Annotated in this window: 11 protein-coding genes; 9 read left to right on the top strand and 2 right to left on the bottom strand. The window is 58.9% G+C overall.

Translation table 11 applies throughout. From position 1 onward, the window contains the following. Nucleotides 1-76 precede the first annotated feature (76 nt). Entirely contained in the window at nucleotides 77-919 is an 843-nt protein-coding gene (locus DIT71_RS09095; RefSeq protein WP_114612866.1) for an AAA family ATPase, read from the top strand. Nucleotides 920-941: 22 nt separating this feature from the next. Continuing rightward, entirely contained in the window at nucleotides 942-2,120 is a 1,179-nt protein-coding gene (locus DIT71_RS09090; protein ID WP_114612865.1) for a vWA domain-containing protein, read from the top strand. Nucleotides 2,121-2,358: 238 nt separating this feature from the next. Here the strand turns inward: DIT71_RS09090 and DIT71_RS09085 are convergent, their stop codons facing one another. Continuing rightward, nucleotides 2,359-2,844, bottom strand: a complete 486-nt coding sequence (locus DIT71_RS09085; RefSeq protein WP_114612864.1) for a MaoC/PaaZ C-terminal domain-containing protein — start codon at nucleotides 2,842-2,844, stop codon at nucleotides 2,359-2,361. A 219-nt stretch (nucleotides 2,845-3,063) separates the two neighbouring features. On the opposite strand from DIT71_RS09085, the gene DIT71_RS09080 reads away from it, so the two are divergent. From DIT71_RS09080 to DIT71_RS09070, 3 genes are all read left to right on the top strand, one after another. Further along, nucleotides 3,064-4,740 (top strand): AMP-binding protein, encoded by a 1,677-nt coding sequence (locus DIT71_RS09080; protein ID WP_114612863.1) that lies wholly within the window; start codon nucleotides 3,064-3,066, stop codon nucleotides 4,738-4,740. An 8-nt stretch (nucleotides 4,741-4,748) separates the two neighbouring features. Beyond that, on the top strand, nucleotides 4,749-8,675 hold the full coding sequence (hrpA, locus tag DIT71_RS09075; RefSeq protein ID WP_199490982.1) for an ATP-dependent RNA helicase HrpA: 3,927 nt from the start codon (nucleotides 4,749-4,751) through the stop codon (nucleotides 8,673-8,675). 101 nt (nucleotides 8,676-8,776) lie between these two features. Next, the gene (locus DIT71_RS09070) at nucleotides 8,777-9,898 is read left to right on the top strand and encodes a beta-ketoacyl-ACP synthase III (protein ID WP_114612862.1); all 1,122 of its coding nucleotides are present in this window, start codon (nucleotides 8,777-8,779) and stop codon (nucleotides 9,896-9,898) included. Here DIT71_RS09070 and DIT71_RS09065 read toward each other — a convergent pair. Next, on the bottom strand, nucleotides 9,848-10,291 hold the full coding sequence (locus DIT71_RS09065) for an acyl-CoA thioesterase (protein ID WP_114612861.1): 444 nt from the start codon (nucleotides 10,289-10,291) through the stop codon (nucleotides 9,848-9,850). The genes DIT71_RS09070 and DIT71_RS09065 overlap by 51 nt on opposite strands. Nucleotides 10,292-10,383: 92 nt before the next feature. Here DIT71_RS09065 and DIT71_RS09060 point away from each other — a divergent pair, with 92 nt between their 5' ends. The 4 genes from DIT71_RS09060 to dinG are packed head-to-tail and all read left to right on the top strand — an operon-like array spanning nucleotide 10,384 to nucleotide 15,800. Further along, nucleotides 10,384-11,175, top strand: a complete 792-nt coding sequence (locus tag DIT71_RS09060; protein ID WP_114612860.1) for an MlaA family lipoprotein — start codon at nucleotides 10,384-10,386, stop codon at nucleotides 11,173-11,175. A gap of 13 nt (nucleotides 11,176-11,188) precedes the next feature. Then, nucleotides 11,189-12,874 (top strand): ExeA family protein, encoded by a 1,686-nt coding sequence (locus tag DIT71_RS09055; protein WP_114612859.1) that lies wholly within the window; start codon nucleotides 11,189-11,191, stop codon nucleotides 12,872-12,874. Between the two features lie 5 nt (nucleotides 12,875-12,879). Further along, complete coding sequence (locus DIT71_RS09050; RefSeq protein WP_114612858.1) at nucleotides 12,880-13,611, top strand: general secretion pathway protein GspB; 732 nt, start codon at nucleotides 12,880-12,882, stop codon at nucleotides 13,609-13,611. Then, the gene (gene dinG / locus DIT71_RS09045; protein WP_114612857.1) at nucleotides 13,611-15,800 is read left to right on the top strand and encodes an ATP-dependent DNA helicase DinG; all 2,190 of its coding nucleotides are present in this window, start codon (nucleotides 13,611-13,613) and stop codon (nucleotides 15,798-15,800) included. Before DIT71_RS09050 ends, dinG begins: the two co-directional genes overlap by 1 nt. Nucleotides 15,801-15,977 lie beyond the last annotated feature (177 nt).

The raw sequence follows: 15,977 nt of genomic DNA, 5'->3' as shown, positions 1-15,977 counted from the left end.
GGCGCCCCGGTTCTCTATACTTCACGATTATTTTCAAACAACCGTTTAACCGTTAACCGAACAGGATACTCACAGCATGAAGTTCACCGGTACCGAGAAATACGTAGCCACTGACGACCTGCAAATGGCTGTGAACGCGGCCATCACGCTGCAACGGCCGTTACTGATCAAGGGTGAGCCCGGCACCGGTAAAACCCTGCTGGCGGAAGAGATGGCTGAGGCCCTGGGCCTGCGCCTGATCCCCTGGCACATCAAGTCCACCACCAAGGCCCAGCAGGGCCTGTACGAGTACGATGCGGTGTCCCGCCTGCGGGATTCCCAGCTGGGTGATGAAAAGGTCAAGGACATCAGCAATTACATCGTCAAGGGCAAGCTGTGGGAAGCCTTCGAGTCTGAGGACCAGGTGGTACTGCTGATCGACGAGATCGACAAGGCGGATATCGAATTCCCCAATGACCTGTTGCTGGAACTCGATCGCATGGAATTCTATGTCTATGAGACGCAGCAGTTCGTGCGTGCCAGGCACCGCCCCATCATCGTGATCACCAGTAATAACGAGAAGGAACTCCCGGACGCCTTCCTGCGCCGCTGCTTCTTCCACTACATCAGCTTCCCGGACCACGGCACCATGCAGAGCATTGTGGACGTGCACTTCCCGGGGCTTCAGCAACAGGTGGTGCGGGATGCGCTGGAAGTTTTCTTCGACGTGCGCAAGGTTCCGGGGCTGAAGAAAAAGCCGTCTACCTCTGAGCTGATCGATTGGCTGAAATTGCTGATGGCCGATGAGTTGTCTGCCAAAATGTTGCAGGAGAAGGACGCCAGTTCCGCCTTGCCGCCGTTGTATGGCGCGCTGGTGAAGAACGAACAGGATGTCCACCTGTTGCAGAAGCTGGCCTTCATGGCCCGTCGTCGCAGCTGAAATCCGGCAAGAGCAACACTGTATGTTGATTGATTTTTTTCTCGAAGTCCGGCGCGCAAAGGTACCCGCCAGCCTGCGTGAATTCCTCGATCTGCTGGAGGCGCTGCAGAACCGTCTGGCGTTTGCGGATATGGAGGAGTTCTACTATCTGGCGCGGGTATGCCTGGTCAAGGACGAGCGCCATTTCGACAAGTTTGACCGGGCGTTCCAGGCCTATTTCGAGGGCATTGAAAATCTCGATGATCTGATGGAGGCGCTGATCCCCGACGACTGGCTGCGCGCGGAATTCGAAAAACAGCTGTCCGAAGAGGACAAGGCCAAGATTGATTCCCTGGGCGGTCTGGAAGAGCTGATCGAAACCTTCAAGAAACGCATGGAAGAGCAGAAGGAACGACACGAGGGCGGCAACAAGTGGATCGGTACCGGTGGTACGTCTCCCTTTGGCGCCAACGGCTACAACCCGGAAGGTTTCCGCATCGGGCAGAAAAAGGGCCGTCACGGCCGGGCCGTAAAAGTCTGGGAAAAACGCGAGTTCCGGGACCTGGACGACAGCGTTACCCTGGGTATCCGCAACATCAAGGTGGCGATGCGCCGGCTGCGGAAATTTGCCCGCCAGGGGGCCGCGGACCAGCTCGACATGGACGACACCATTCGCTCCACCGCCCGCAATGCCGGGTACCTGGACCTGAAAATGGTTCCGGAGCGTCACAATGCGGTCAAGGTGCTGATCTTCTTCGATGTGGGCGGTTCCATGGATCCCCACGTGCGGGTATGTGAGGAGCTGTTCTCGGCGGCGCGGCTTGAGTTCAAGCACATGGAGTACTTCTACTTCCACAACTTTGTCTATGAGAGCGTCTGGCAGAACAACATTCGCCGGATGAACGAGACGATAAGCACCTGGGACATTCTTCACAAGTACACCCCGGACTACAAAGTGATCTTTGTAGGGGATGCCACCATGGCGCCCTATGAGATCTCCCATCCTGGCGGGTCCATCGAGCATTGGAATGAAGAAGCTGGGGCGACCTGGTTCCAGCGCATCACCGAGCATTTCCGCAAGGTGGTCTGGATCAACCCGCTGCCGGAGCACTACTGGGGGCAGGGCGGTTCCCTGGGGATGACGCGGCAACTGGTCAATGACCACATGTACCCGTTGACCATTGAAGGCCTGGAATCGGCCATGAAGCAGCTGAGCAAATAAAAAAAGGCCGATGCGGTTGAGGGCATCGGCCAAGCTCGGCATCTCAAACGGGGTGACGATTCCGGCACTCCGCCTGCCAGTATCTGCAAGTCCAGGGCCACTTATAAATCAGGTTTTATAATCAGTGGCTTGGCACGGTTGGGCTTGGCAGAACCCCGATGCGGGGGTGCGCCAAGAGGGGCAACTGTCAAGAAAACCGACACCGCACCGTGGCACTGCCGCATGATTTACCACACGCTTAGCGTTCGATGGTGATTTTAGGCAGCTGGGGTTTGCTGAGAGAGATTTTCTGGGTGGGGGCAATCACTTTTGCTTCGCCGGAAACCACCTGTTCATCATTCTGGTTACGGACATCGCAGGACAGGGTGACCCGGTTCCTCCGCCCTTTGGTCAGCACCTTCAGGTTGACGGTGAGGGTGTCGTCCAGTCTCACGGGCCGCCTGAACGTCAGGCTCTGTTCAAGATAGACGGTTCCCGGGCCCGGCATTACAGTGGCCAGCGCCGCGGAAATCAGCGAGCCGCTCCACATGCCGTGGGCAATACGCACCTTGTACGAAGAGTCCGCGGCAAAGGCGGAATCCAGGTGCACCGGATTAACGTCCCCGGAGACTGCGGCAAACAGGACCAGTTCGTCCTCCGTCAGTGTCTTTATATAGGTCGCGGAGTCGCCTTCCTGGAGTTCGTCGTAGGTGATGTTTTCAAGGGTATCAAACGTGTCGCTCATGGGGCCCCGCTGGGAATCCTGATGGGTGTAATGCCAGACAGGCTGGCAGGTCGAAGACGCTACAGATCTGCCTCGAAAGCTACCTCATCGTTCGCAAAACTGCTATTCTCTCCCCACTTTTTACGGCTGATACTTTTGTCTGGTTGATTTTTTGATCAACTCGGTGTCGGTACATTCTGCAAGCACAAAACAAGCATAAATGCCCAACAGGAGATGGTGATGGATTTTGAGCAGTTCTATCAGGACAAATACCCCGCCGGTGTGTCTCGCGACGTAGACCTGAACAAGTACACCAGCATGGTGGATGTATTTGATCAGGCGGTACAGAAATACGCCGACCGGCCTGCTTTCAGCGCTGTTGGCGCTACGCTCAGCTATCGTGACCTTGACACCCAGAGCCGCAACTTCGCAGCCTGGCTGCAAAACAAGACCGACCTCAAACCGGGTGACCGGATTGCGGTTCAGATGCCCAACGTTTCCCAGTACCCCGTTGTTGTCTTTGGTGCCATGCGCGCCGGTCTGATCGTGGTGAACACCAACCCGCTGTATACCACCCGGGAGATGGAGCACCAGTTCAACGATTCCGGGGCCAAGGCCATTGTCGTGTTGGCGAACATGGCCAACAATGTCGAGAAAGTGCTTCCCCACACCGGCATTGAGCATGTCATTGTGACCGAAATAGCCGACATGCACTCACCGCTCAAGCGCACGGTGATGAACGCGGCGGTAAAACACCTGAAAAAAATGGTGCCGGCCTACAACCTGCCACAGGCCCATAAGTTACCGGCGGTGCTCAGTGCGGGCAGCAAGGAAAAGTTCTCCCCGGTCGAATGCAAGAAGGACGACATTGCCGTGCTGCAGTACACCGGTGGCACCACCGGCGTTGCCAAGGGCGCGATGCTGACCCACGGCAACCTGGTGGCCAACCTGCTGCAGGTTCGCCCGATGATGGAAGACACCGTGGAGGAGGGGAAGGAAGTGGTTATCGCGCCGCTGCCGCTTTACCACATCTACTCGTTTACCCTGAACTGCGGCATCATGCTGGAAGCGGGCGCCCATAACGTGCTTATCCCGAATCCCAGGGATATTCCGGGCTTCGTCAAAGAGCTCAAGAATCACAAATTCACCGCCTTCCTGGGCCTGAACACCCTGTTTGTGGCGCTGTGTAACAACGAAGAGTTCCAGGACCTCGATTTCAGTGGTCTCAAGCTGACGTCTTCCGGCGGCATGGCACTGACCAGCGACACCGCCAAGATGTGGCAGCGCGTTACCGGCTGTGAAATCGCCGAGGGCTATGGCATGACCGAGACATCGCCGGTTGTCACCTTCAACCCCAACAGTGCCATCCAGCTTGGCACCATTGGCCTGCCAATTCCGGGCACCGAACTCAAAACCATCGACGATAACGGTCATGAGACCCCGATTGGTGAGCCGGGCGAGCTGTGCGTGAAAGGGCCGCAGGTGATGCGTGGCTACTGGCAGCGCCCGGAAGATACACAGAAGTCCTTTACCGACGATGGCTTCTTGCAAACTGGCGACATCGCCCTTATTCAGGAAGATGGATACATTCGGATCGTGGACCGCAAGAAGGACATGATCATTGTGTCCGGCTTTAACGTGTTCCCGAACGAAATCGAAGACGTGGTGAGCAGTCATCCCAAGGTTGTTGAATGCGCGGCGGTCGGTGTTGATGATCCCCGCAGCGGCGAGGCCGTGAAGGTGTATCTGGTGCCCACTGCCGAAGGTGTCACTGAAAACGAACTGAAAGAGTTCTGTCGTGAGCGCCTGACAGCGTATAAAGTGCCCAGGTCTTTCGAATTCCGCGATGAACTGCCGAAAACCAACGTTGGCAAAATCCTGCGCCGTGAGCTTCGGGACGAGGCCGGCAACAAGTAAAGGATCTGATGACGCAAGTTTCACCACAACAGCCCAGCAATACGCCAGACAGCAGGGCGGCCGTGAAGGCCGTCCTGGAACAGCTGGATGCCTGTAACCAGCTGGAAGCCGCGCGTATTCACAAGTTGATTGCCCGCAAGAAAGGCCGTCCCGGCCAGAAAGACCTCGAAAAGATTGCGCAGTGGCTCGACCGGGGCCTGGCCCGGGTCAGGGAACGTCAGGCGTTGCACAAGCCCGCCACGTTTCCTTCATCGCTTCCGGTGTCGGACCGGGTCGACGATATCCGTGAGGCGATCGAACAGAACCAGGTGGTGATCATTGCCGGCGAGACCGGTTCCGGCAAAACCACCCAGATTCCCAAGATCTGTATGAACAGCGGCCGCGGCATCCGCGGCCTTATCGGTCACACCCAGCCGCGGCGAATTGCCGCCCGCACCGTGGCCGGTCGTATTGCCGAGGAATTGGGCGAGCAGACCGGTGGCCAGGTGGGCTATCAGGTCCGCTTTACCGACACGACGTCTGAACAGTCCCGGCTAAAAGTGATGACCGATGGCATCCTGCTGTCGGAAGTCCAGCATGACCGCTTCCTGGACCGCTACGACACCCTGATTATCGATGAGGCTCACGAACGCAGCCTCAATATCGATTTTCTGATGGGCTACCTTAGACAGCTGCTGCCCAAGCGCCCGGATCTGAAGGTGATCATTACCTCTGCCACCATTGAGGTGGAGCGCTTCAGCCAGTTCTTCAACGATGCGCCGGTGATTGAGGTCAGTGGCCGCACCTTCCCCGTGGATATCCGCTATCGCCCGTTGACCGGCGATGAAGATGACCGGGATCAGGGCTGGACCGACGGTGTGCTCAGGGCCATGGAGGAAATCGAGCAGCACGAGCGCTCAGAAAAACAGCCGCCGGGGGATGTCCTGGTGTTCCTGCCCGGGGAGCGCGAAATCCGCAGCCTGAGCAAGGTCCTGCGTCACGCCGAGCTGCGCCATACCGAAGTGCTGCCGCTGTACTCCCGGCTCAGTAACCAGGAGCAGAACCGGATTTTCCAGAGCCATCGGGGCCGCCGGATTGTGCTGTCCACCAACGTGGCGGAAACCTCGCTGACGGTGCCCGGAATACGCTATGTGATCGACACCGGTGTGGCGCGCATCAGCCGTTACAGCGTGCGCTCCAAGATCCAGCGCCTGCCTATCGAGCCGGTGTCCCAGGCCAGCGCCAACCAGCGGGCAGGACGTTGCGGCCGGGTGGCACCGGGCATCTGTTTCCGGCTTTACGATGAAACCGATTTCATCAACCGGCCCGAGTACACGGACCCGGAAATCCTGCGCACCAATCTGGCGTCCGTTATCCTGCAGATGACCACCTCCGGGCTGGGGGACATCCGCCATTTTCCGTTCCTGGAACCACCCGACCGGCGCCTGATCAACGACGGCTACAAGCTCCTGGAAGAGCTCGGGGCTGTTGATGACAAGCGCCAGCTGACCGGCCTTGGCAGAACCATGGCGCGGTTACCCCTGGACCCGCGTCTGGCCCGCATGCTGGTCACCTCTTCCGAGCAGGGCAGCCTGGCGGAAACCCTGGTCATCATTGCCGGCCTCAGTGTCCAGGATCCACGGGAGAGGCCCCAGGACAAGCAGCAGGCGGCTGACCAGGCCCATGCTCCGTTCAATGACAAGGAATCGGATTTCCTGACGTTGCTGAACATCTGGAACTTCTATGAGGAGCAGCGTCAGGCGCTGTCCCAGAACCAGCTGAAGAAGCTGTGTCAGAAAAGCTTTCTGTCATGGATGCGGATGCGGGAGTGGCGGGATATTCATCGTCAGCTTACCCTGATCTGCCGCGAGCAGAAGCTCAAGCTCAACAAGGAAGCGGCCAATTACGAGTCGCTTCACAAGGCGATATTGGCGGGCCTGCTGGGGCAGGTAGCGGTCAAGCTGGAAAAGAAGGAATACCTGGCGACCCGCAATCGCAAGGTGATGATTTTCCCCGGTTCCAAGGTGTCGAAAACCGGTCCCAAATGGATTGTTGCCGCGGAAATTGTTGAAACCAGCCGGGTCTTTGCCCGGGTGGTGGCGAAGATCGAGCCGGAGTGGATTGAGCCTCTGGCCGGTCATGTGGTCAAACATCATTATTTCGAGCCCCATTGGGAGCAGAAGCGTGCCCAGGTGATGGGCTATGAAAAGGTGACCCTGTACGGCCTCGATATTATCCCCAGGCGCCGGATCCCCTACAGCAAGGTGGATCCGGCCGAGTGTCGCAACCTGTTTATCCGCCACGCGCTGGTGGAGGGCGATTACCAGTCCAAAGCGCCGTTCATTGCCCGCAACCGGGAACTGCTGGATACCGTCGAGAATCTGGAGCGCAAGACCCGGCGCCGGGACCTGCTGGTGGAAGACGAAGTGCTGGTGGATTTTTACGACCAGCGCCTGCCGGCGGACATTGTCAGTGGCCGACACTTCGAGCGCTGGTGGAAACAGCTCAGCGCCGACGAACTCCGCAACATGGAGCTGACAGAGTCCGATATTCTCCAGCGCCCGGTGGATGAACAGGCCGGATCCCTGTACCCGGACTACCTGGAATGGGAGGGCGTACGCTACCCGCTGAGCTACGAGTTCGAGCCCACCAGCGAGCGGGACGGTGTAACCCTGCAGGCGCCGGTCATGGCCCTCAAGCAGCTGCCGACCCGGCGCCTTGAATGGCTGGTGCCCGGGCTGCTTCGGGAAAAGTGTATCGCTCTGGTCAAAGGACTGCCCAAATCCCTGCGGCGCAACTTTGTGCCGGTGCCGGACTTTGTTGAGGCCGCTCTGGAGAACCTCCAGCCGTCCAACGAACCCCTTGCGCTGCAGCTGGGCGAACAACTCCGGCGAATGACGGGTGTGCGGATTGATCCCCAGGCCTGGCCGCAGGAAGATCTGCCAAAACACCTGCGGATGAACCTGAGGGTCGTGGATGATGCCGGCAAGCCCATTGCTGAAGGCCGTGAAACCGAAAGACTGCAGAACGAGCTGGAAGGTCGCGCGCAGGCGGCACTGTCTTCGGCCACCCGCAAGCAAACCGGAAACGAGCCCGCGGCAACGTCCAGAGACTGGGATTTTGGTGAACTTCCCCGGTCCGTCAGAACCGAAAAGGGTGGCATGGAGGTCACGGTTTACCCGGCTCTGGAGGACCAGGGCGACTCGGTCCGTCAGACCCGCTTCCTTGACCCGCTCACCGCTGACGATGCCACCCGTAAGGCGGTCGCAAGACTCGTTCTGATACGGCTGGGAAACACCCTGGATGACATCGAGCGGAAGTTGCGGTATTTCAAAGCGTCTGCGCTGATGTTTGCACCGGTGGGTAAAGCCCGCGTTTTGCTGGATGATCTGCTGCTGGCAACGGCGATGCAGCATTTCGTGACCGGCGAAGTGCCCCGGGATAGCCAGTCTTTTGAGCGGGTATTTGAGGCTCGGCGGGCCGATTTTATTCCGGCTCTTGAAGAGGCGGATGAGCGACTGCATCAGGCGATGACCGGCTATCATGGTGTGGCGAAGCAGCTCAAAGGCAAGATCAGCCTGCCGCTGGCCAACAGCATGGCCGACTTGAAGTTTCAGCTTCAAAACCTTGTTTACCCAGGTTTTCTTGTATCTACCCCGCCTGAGTGGCTGGCCCATTTTGGACGCTACTTCGAAGCGGCCAGCATCCGTTACGAGAAAATGCCCCGGGAGCTTGGCCGCGAGCGGGAGTTTCTGCACACCATGGAACCACTGTGGTCGCGCTATGCCAGTAAAGGGGATGAGCAGCAGCGCCAGGGCGTTCGGGATCCGGAACTGATTCTGTATCGCTGGATGCTGGAGGAGTTCCGGGTTTCCTTTTTTGCCCAGCAGCTGGGGACGGCAGTGCCGGTTTCGGTAAAACGTCTGGAGAGGCAGTGGGAGAAGACGCGGGTCTAGAAAGCCCGTGGTTCAGACCATTGTCTTCGCGTTCAAAACGTCGGGATTGTGTTAGTATTTGACCACTATTGGTGCATTCACATTCAGAAAGTGGGGTTAGCGTGATTAAAGCTGTTATCAGCGGGACCGGGTTGTACACCCCGCCAGCAACCATTACCAACGATGAGCTCGTGGAGGCATTCAATGCCTTTGTGGAGCTTCACAATTCCCGTCATGCCGACGAGATCGCCAACGGGGAGATCGAGCCACTCCAGCCTTCCTCCTCAGCCTTCATTGAGAAAGCGTCCGGCATCAAGCGCCGGCACGTTATTGACAAGGAAGGCATTCTGGATCCGGAGCGGATGTGTCCCAACATTCCTGACCGCAGCAATGACGAGCCGTCAGTACAGTGTGAAATGTCAGTGGCAGCCTGCAATCAGGCGCTGGAGCAGGCAGGCAAGTCTGCCGCGGATGTCGATGCCGTCATCGTCGCCTGTTCCAACCTGCAGCGCCCGTACCCGGCCATTTCCGTCGAGGTCCAGGACGCTCTGGGCATCGAAGGTTTCGCCTACGACATGAACGTGGCCTGCAGCTCCGCCACCTTCGGCCTGCAGGCAGCGGCCAATGCAGTCGAGAACGGTACTGCAAGGGCGGTACTGGTGGTCAGTCCGGAAATCTGCTCGGGCCACCTGAACTTCCGCGACCGCGATAGCCATTTCATCTTCGGCGATGCCTGCACCGCGATTCTGGTGTCCCGGGACTCCGACGTGGCTGAAGGGCAGGGTTTCGAAATTCTGGGAACCCGCCTGAAGACCCAGTTCTCCAACAACATCCGTAACAACTTCGGTTTTCTCAACCGGGGTGACAAATCCGGAATCAACAAGCCCGACAAACTGTTTGTCCAGCAAGGCCGGAAGGTGTTCAAGGAAGTATCGCCCCTGGTGGCCGAAACCATTCAGAAGCAGCTGTCTGACCTGTCGCTGGCGCCGGATGATCTCAAGCGCATGTGGCTGCACCAGGCCAACCTGAACATGAACCAGCTGATTGCCCGCAAGGTGCTGGGTCGCGATGCGACGACCGAGGAGGCCCCGGTCATTCTGGATGAGTATGCCAACACCAGTTCAGCCGGTTCCATCATTGCGTTCCACAAGCACAAGGACGACTTTACGACCGGCGACCTGGGTGTGATCTGCTCATTCGGTGCCGGCTATTCCATCGGCAGCGTTGTGGTTCGGCGCCGCTAACGCCCTGAGCGTGTCTGGCAGTGCCATGGATGTGCGATGGGTGCGATCGAACCAGACGATCTTTGCGTAGCCTTCGGCGTAAAGGTCGCCGGTGTCAACGTCGGTGAGGGTATGATAGGTGTCGAGGCTGGTTTTACCGGCCTTGTCGGCGTAAGTTCGTACCTCGACCGTTGCCGGGTGTGAAAGCTCCTTCAGAAAGGTGGCGCTGGTCTTTATAATGACGGGGCCATCGGGGTCGTTTTTTGCGCCAAGTTCGAGGGATGCCAGCCAGGTAATGCGGGCCTCCTCGAAAAAGCGGAAATAGACCGTATTGTTGGCATGGCCGTAAGCGTCCATGTCGCCCCAGCGCAGGGGCATGGAAAGGGTACTGACAAGATTCCCGGGTACTGACATCGGGTTCCTCCTGATAAAGGGTTAATATTGGGAAAACAGCGCGCCGGTATTTTCGACGAATCGAAACAGATTAAACAACCTCAGGTTTGATGATGAGACACATTTTTTTCCGGCACCCGCTCGTTGGCGCCCTGTTTGCCATGTTCCTGTTTGCCGGCAATGCCGCCGCGCAGACGGTCCAGCCCGCCAACCCCGACATGGCCCAGCAGAAGCTTGAGGCGCCTGCAAGTGAGGTTGATCCGTACGAAGACTGGAATCGCAAGGTATATCGGTTCAATGAAACCATTGATAACTGGTTCCTGAGGCCTATTGCTCAGGGCTATCGGAACATTATGCCTGGGTTTGCGGACCGTGGGGTTACCAACTTTTTCAATAACCTGACGGAAATCCGTAATTTTGCCAACAGCATTCTTCAGCTCAAAGGCGAGTCCGCTGTGGTTGCGGCCGGCCGCTTTACCTACAACACCGTCTTCGGTCTGGGTGGGTTTATTGACGTGGCCACCATGTTCGATTTGCCGGAGCGGCCGGAAGATTTCGGCCAAACGCTCGGTTACTGGGGCACGGAGTCCGGGCCCTATCTGATGCTTCCTTTCCTGGGACCGTCGACGCCCCGCGATTTCGGTGGTTTCGTGTCCGACACCGTAGTGCTGCCGTCCGCCTGGGACCTGGCCGAAAGCCCGGATGTCTATTATGCCAGGGCGCTTCAGATTGTAGACAGGCGCGCCGACCTTATTCCTGCCGAAGCCTTCATGTCCGGTGACAACTACACGTTTGTCCGCAACGCCTACCTTCAACGCAGGGCCTACCTGATTAACGATGGTCGGACCGTGAACGATCCTTTTGCCAGCGGTGATGACGAAGATCTGATGCTCGAGGATTTCTGACGGCTGGACACTTATGTACTACGATTTTTTCGGTTTTCGGGAGCCCCCGTTCTCGATTGCCCCCGATCCCCGCTACCTGTATCTCAGTGAGCGCCACAAGGAAGCGCTGGCGCACCTGATGTATGGCGTTCAGGGGCAGGGCGGCTTCATCGTGATCACCGGGGAAGTCGGAACTGGCAAGACCACCGTCAGCCGCTGTTTTATCGAGAATGTTCCGGATCATGTGGATATTGCCCTGATCCTGAATCCGCGATTATCCGCCCGTGAGTTGCTGTCTTCCATCTGCGATGAGCTTGAGATCCCACATCCGGTGGGGGCGTCGATCAAGGAGCTGGTGGGGCTGATCAACGATGACCTGCTCAAGGCTCACGCCGCCGGTCGCCACAAGGTCCTGATGATCGATGAGGCCCAGAATCTGTCGGCGGAGGTGCTGGAACAACTGCGTCTGCTGACCAACCTGGAAACCGCCGAGAAGAAGCTCTTGCAGATCGTGCTGCTGGGCCAACCGGAGTTGCAGGACATTCTGGAACTACCGGAGCTGCGGCAGCTGAATCAGCGGGTCACGGCTCGCTACCATCTGGATGCCCTGGGCCGTGAGGAAATTGAAGCCTATCTGCGCTACCGCCTCAGTGTTGCCGGCCTTCGGGGCGAGATCTTCACTGACGGTGCGGTGCGGGCCCTGTACCGTTCAAGCAAGGGCGTGCCCAGGCTGATCAATCTGATCAGCGACCGTGCCCTGCTGGGAGCTTACTCAGAGGGTGAGCACCAGATCAGCGCCTCCCATATCCGCACCGCTGCACGGGAAGTGAACGGAAACCGGCGCAGGAAGCACACCGTTGCGCGTACCGGTAAAACTCATCTTGCGCAGGTGGCTGCCAGCCTGGTGATCGCCATTATCCTGACCGCCTGGGCCCTGGACCGTTTTCCGGACTACGGGTGGTTGACCCCCGATGTTTCCGCGGAGACGGAAGGCGACGTTCTGTCCGGAACCATCGAACGGGTAGAGCCGGCGCCTGAAACGGTGCCAGAGTTTACACCCGAGCCGGTCACAGTTATTGAAGAGTCATTGCCAGATTTCGAGTTTCCCGCGGACACCCTGGCTCTTCCCGCGGCATTCGGGGAGCTGTTCAGTGTTTGGGGCCGGGACTACAGCGCCTCTGACAACCCGATTGCCTGCCGTTATGCCGAGGATCAGGGCCTGCGTTGCCTGGATAACCGCGGGTCGCGGCGGAGCCTGGAGCACCTGAACCGGCCTGCCATCCTGCTGCTGCGTGACGGTGAGGGAGACAGCCGCTACGCAGTACTGAGCGGCCTCGACGACAAGCTGGCAACCATTGAACTGCCCGAGGGCCCGCGGGAGGTGAGTTTTGCCAGCCTTGAGCCTTTTTGGTTTGGTGAGTTCACCGTGTTGTGGGAAGTGCCGCCCCACCTCCGCGATAACCGGGGTGATGACACGAACAGCGATGTGTCGGAGCAGATATGGATGGGCTCGCGCATGATGGAGCTGGCCAGCCGCTACGCCGACTCGCCTGAAGAGGAAAACCGCGTCAACCGGTTGCCAACCGAGGGCCAGATTCGCTGGTATCAGAAACAGAAAGGCCTGATGGTTGACGGTATTGCCGGTGGTATGACGATTATCCAGATGAACAATGACCTGGAGTCCGACGGCCCCCGACTGAGTTCGGGGGGCAATGGTTAACCGATATGTCCTATATTCTTGATGCCCTTAGAAAATCGGAAACAGAGCGCCGTCAGGGCCGGGTGCCGGATCTTGGCCAACAGGTCCAGATGATCCACAAACCGAAGAAAAAATCGGTACCGGTACTGGTGTGGGTGGCCCTTGCTCTGGTGCTGAATGCGGCCATTCTGGCCTGGGTATTCTGGCCTGATGCCACCCTGACTGCGGCACAGGAGCCGGTTGCGCCAGCCGCCAACGATGAACCGGTTGCGCCCGGGCCACAGCCGGTTATAACCGAGCCGGAACCGGTGGCAGAGCCCCCGCATGCGCAGGAATCCACAGGCCGTGATGATTCACTCGCCGATGCCATTGAAATACCCGTTCCCGGGGTCGTTGAGCCGCCAGGTGATGACATGAGCCGCGAACGGCCCACGGTTATCATCCCGAGCGCGAGGCAAGCCAGGGCTGTGAATCCCTCCGACGTAGCCGCCAACGATGCCGCGGCCAAACGCACGCCACACCTTGTCGAACTTCCATTGTCATTCCAGAAAAGGGTACCTGACCTGATTTTCAACAGTCATATTTATGCGTCCGAGCCATCATCCAGACGGGTGATGATCAATGACAACTATCTGCGGCACGGGGAATCGTTTTCCGGCATTACCGTTGAGCGGATTACCGAAGAGGGCGTGGAGCTGAGCATGGATGGCCGCCGATTCCGCGTGGGTGTTGTCCGCAATTGGGTGAGCCCGGAATAATGGCCCTTTCCGAGGACGTGAAGCAGCAGATACAACAGACCTACCGCGACGTGCTGGCCGGCAAGGAAATTCGTGCGCGCTACGGCCAGCGCCTGATGATTGCCGAGATCGCCCGCTACATGGGGGATATCACCGAGAACGACGGCCAGCGCACCTCACCGGCAGGCACCTGCGTGGTAGAGGCGGGTACGGGTACCGGCAAGACCCTGGCCTACCTGATTGCCGCCATCCCGGTAGCCCGGGCACTGGGAAAGACCCTGGTCATTTCGACCGCAACCGTGGCGTTGCAGGACCAGATTGTGCACAAGGACCTGCCGGACCTGAAAAAACACAGCAAGCAGGACTTCACCTGGACCCTGGCCAAGGGCCGTGGCCGCTACCTGTGCATGTCCCGCCTGGAAGCGCGGTTGCATGACGAGGGCAACGGCGACAGCGATACCATGCCACTGTTCCTGCTGGACGGCCCCGGCAAGGAAGAACCCGGCACCCGCGCCTTTTTCGAGGATATGCTGGCCAGTTACGGCTCCCGCAAGTGGGACGGTGACCGGGACCACTGGCCCGACCAGATTCCCGACGATGTCTGGCGGCAGGTCACGACGGACCATCGCCAGTGCACCAACCGGCACTGCAGTTATTTTGACAGCTGTGCCTTCTTCGATGCCCGCAAGGACCTGGACGACGCTGATATTGTGGTGGCCAACCACGATCTGGTACTGGCAGACCTGGCTCTGGGTGGTGGTGCGATACTGCCGGAGCCGGAAAACGCCCTGTTCATTTTCGACGAGGCCCATCATCTGCCGGACAAGGCACTGAACCACTTTGCAGCGTCGGTGCCGCTGAACTCCACACGCCAGTGGCTGAAACAGCTGTCGCAGGCCCTGGGCAAAATGCAGCCCTTCCTGAGTCCGGGTACCCAGGCCGCAAAGACCATTGACCGTATCAGCACAGCCTCCCGGGACCTGGATGTGATTCTGGCAAAGGTCTATGAGGAAGCGGAACAGAACACCGGGTGGGAATTCAATGAAGAGCGTCGTTCTGCGCAGTGGCGGTATCCCGAAGGCGCACTGCCAGAGTCGCTGTCGGCGCTGGCAGTGGAAGCCCGGATAGGCACCGCGACGCTGACGCGCCAGCTTGGCGTGATGGTGGAGGAACTGCAGACGGCATTCGATGAGCGTAAAGCCAGCGACGTGGACCGCGATACGGCCGAATCCTGGTACCCGGTGATTGGCTCCTTCCACAGCCGTGCCGAAGATCAGCTGCGGTTGTGGGCTGCCTGGAGTGACAATCCCGGGCAGCCGGCAGAGGATCCGGAAAAGCGCGAGGAGGAAGCGGCCAGGCAGAAGAAACGCGCCGGTCCACCGGCGGCTCGATGGGCTGTCCGGCAACGCTGGGACCACGCCGAAGACATTACCCTCTACAGCAGTCCGGTCCTGGCGGACAACCTGCTGTATTCGAGACTCTGGTCCCGGGCCTACGGCGCGGTACTGACCAGTGCGACCCTGACGGCCCTGGGGCGGTTCGACCGTCTGAAAGCCCGTGCGGGGCTGCCAGAGAGCAGTCGTTTTGTGGTAGTGCCCAGCTCGTTCCGCTACGGCGAGATGGCCACGGTGGAGGTCCCGGCCATGACCGCCATGCCCACGGACGACCGTTTTACCGATCAGGTGGTGGCGCGGCTTCCGGATCTCTGGGCCGGCGAAAACGCGACTCTGGTGCTGTTCACCTCACGGAAACAGATGAAACTGGTGCGGGATGCCCTGGCCCCGGAGTATCCGGACCTGATCACCACCCAGGACGACATGGCCAAGGGGGAGGTGCTGCGCCGCCACTGCAGCCGCGTGGATGAAGGGCTTCCCAGCGTACTGTTTGGCGTTGCCAGCTTTGCCGAGGGTATCGACCTGCCCGGCAAGTACCTCAGCCACGTGGTGATCACCCGGTTGCCGTTTTCGGTGCCGGATGACCCCATCGAAGCAAGCCTGGCAGAGTGGGTGACACTCCGTGGCGGGAATCCGTTCATGGAAATCACAGTGCCCGACGCCTCCATCAAGCTGGTCCAGGCTGTGGGTCGCCTGTTACGGACAGAGTCCGATACCGGGCGCGTCACCATCCTGGATCGGCGCATTATCGCCCGCCGCTACGGGCAGCTGCTACTCGATGCTTTACCGCCTTTTCGCCGTATCATCGAGCCCTGAAAAGCCCGTGTTCTCGCGGCCTTCCTGTCATTGTGCGGGGATTTGCAGTATCTCGGAGTCATCTGGCGGCAAGCTGAATCGTCGCCATGCGGCGTTCTGGTTTTTTTGGACTAAACTTGGGTGCACAGGGGTTGTATACTAAATAAGAATGAAAAATCATGTTTTTATGCGTATTCT

The sequence above is a fragment of the Marinobacter vulgaris genome, assembly GCF_003344045.1.
GTDB lineage: Bacteria > Pseudomonadota > Gammaproteobacteria > Pseudomonadales > Oleiphilaceae > Marinobacter > Marinobacter vulgaris.
Note: the sequence above shows the minus strand (reverse complement) of the source record. Positions and strands in the feature narration are given on the sequence as shown.

What these genes read in the sequence shown, in the direction of transcription:
- DIT71_RS09080 (WP_114612863.1), top strand. Translation starts at nt 3,064, where the DNA reads ATGGATTTTGAGCAGTTCTATCAGGACAAATACCCCGCCGGTGTGTCT.
- DIT71_RS09085 (WP_114612864.1), bottom strand. Translation starts at nt 2,844, where the DNA reads ATGAGCGACACGTTTGATACCCTTGAAAACATCACCTACGACGAACTC.
- DIT71_RS09065 (WP_114612861.1), bottom strand. Translation starts at nt 10,291, where the DNA reads ATGTCAGTACCCGGGAATCTTGTCAGTACCCTTTCCATGCCCCTGCGC.
- dinG (WP_114612857.1), top strand. Translation starts at nt 13,611, where the DNA reads ATGGCCCTTTCCGAGGACGTGAAGCAGCAGATACAACAGACCTACCGC.
- DIT71_RS09055 (WP_114612859.1), top strand. Translation starts at nt 11,189, where the DNA reads ATGTACTACGATTTTTTCGGTTTTCGGGAGCCCCCGTTCTCGATTGCC.
- DIT71_RS09050 (WP_114612858.1), top strand. Translation starts at nt 12,880, where the DNA reads ATGTCCTATATTCTTGATGCCCTTAGAAAATCGGAAACAGAGCGCCGT.
- DIT71_RS09090 (WP_114612865.1), top strand. Translation starts at nt 942, where the DNA reads ATGTTGATTGATTTTTTTCTCGAAGTCCGGCGCGCAAAGGTACCCGCC.
- hrpA (WP_199490982.1), top strand. Translation starts at nt 4,749, where the DNA reads ATGACGCAAGTTTCACCACAACAGCCCAGCAATACGCCAGACAGCAGG.
- DIT71_RS09095 (WP_114612866.1), top strand. Translation starts at nt 77, where the DNA reads ATGAAGTTCACCGGTACCGAGAAATACGTAGCCACTGACGACCTGCAA.
- DIT71_RS09060 (WP_114612860.1), top strand. Translation starts at nt 10,384, where the DNA reads ATGAGACACATTTTTTTCCGGCACCCGCTCGTTGGCGCCCTGTTTGCC.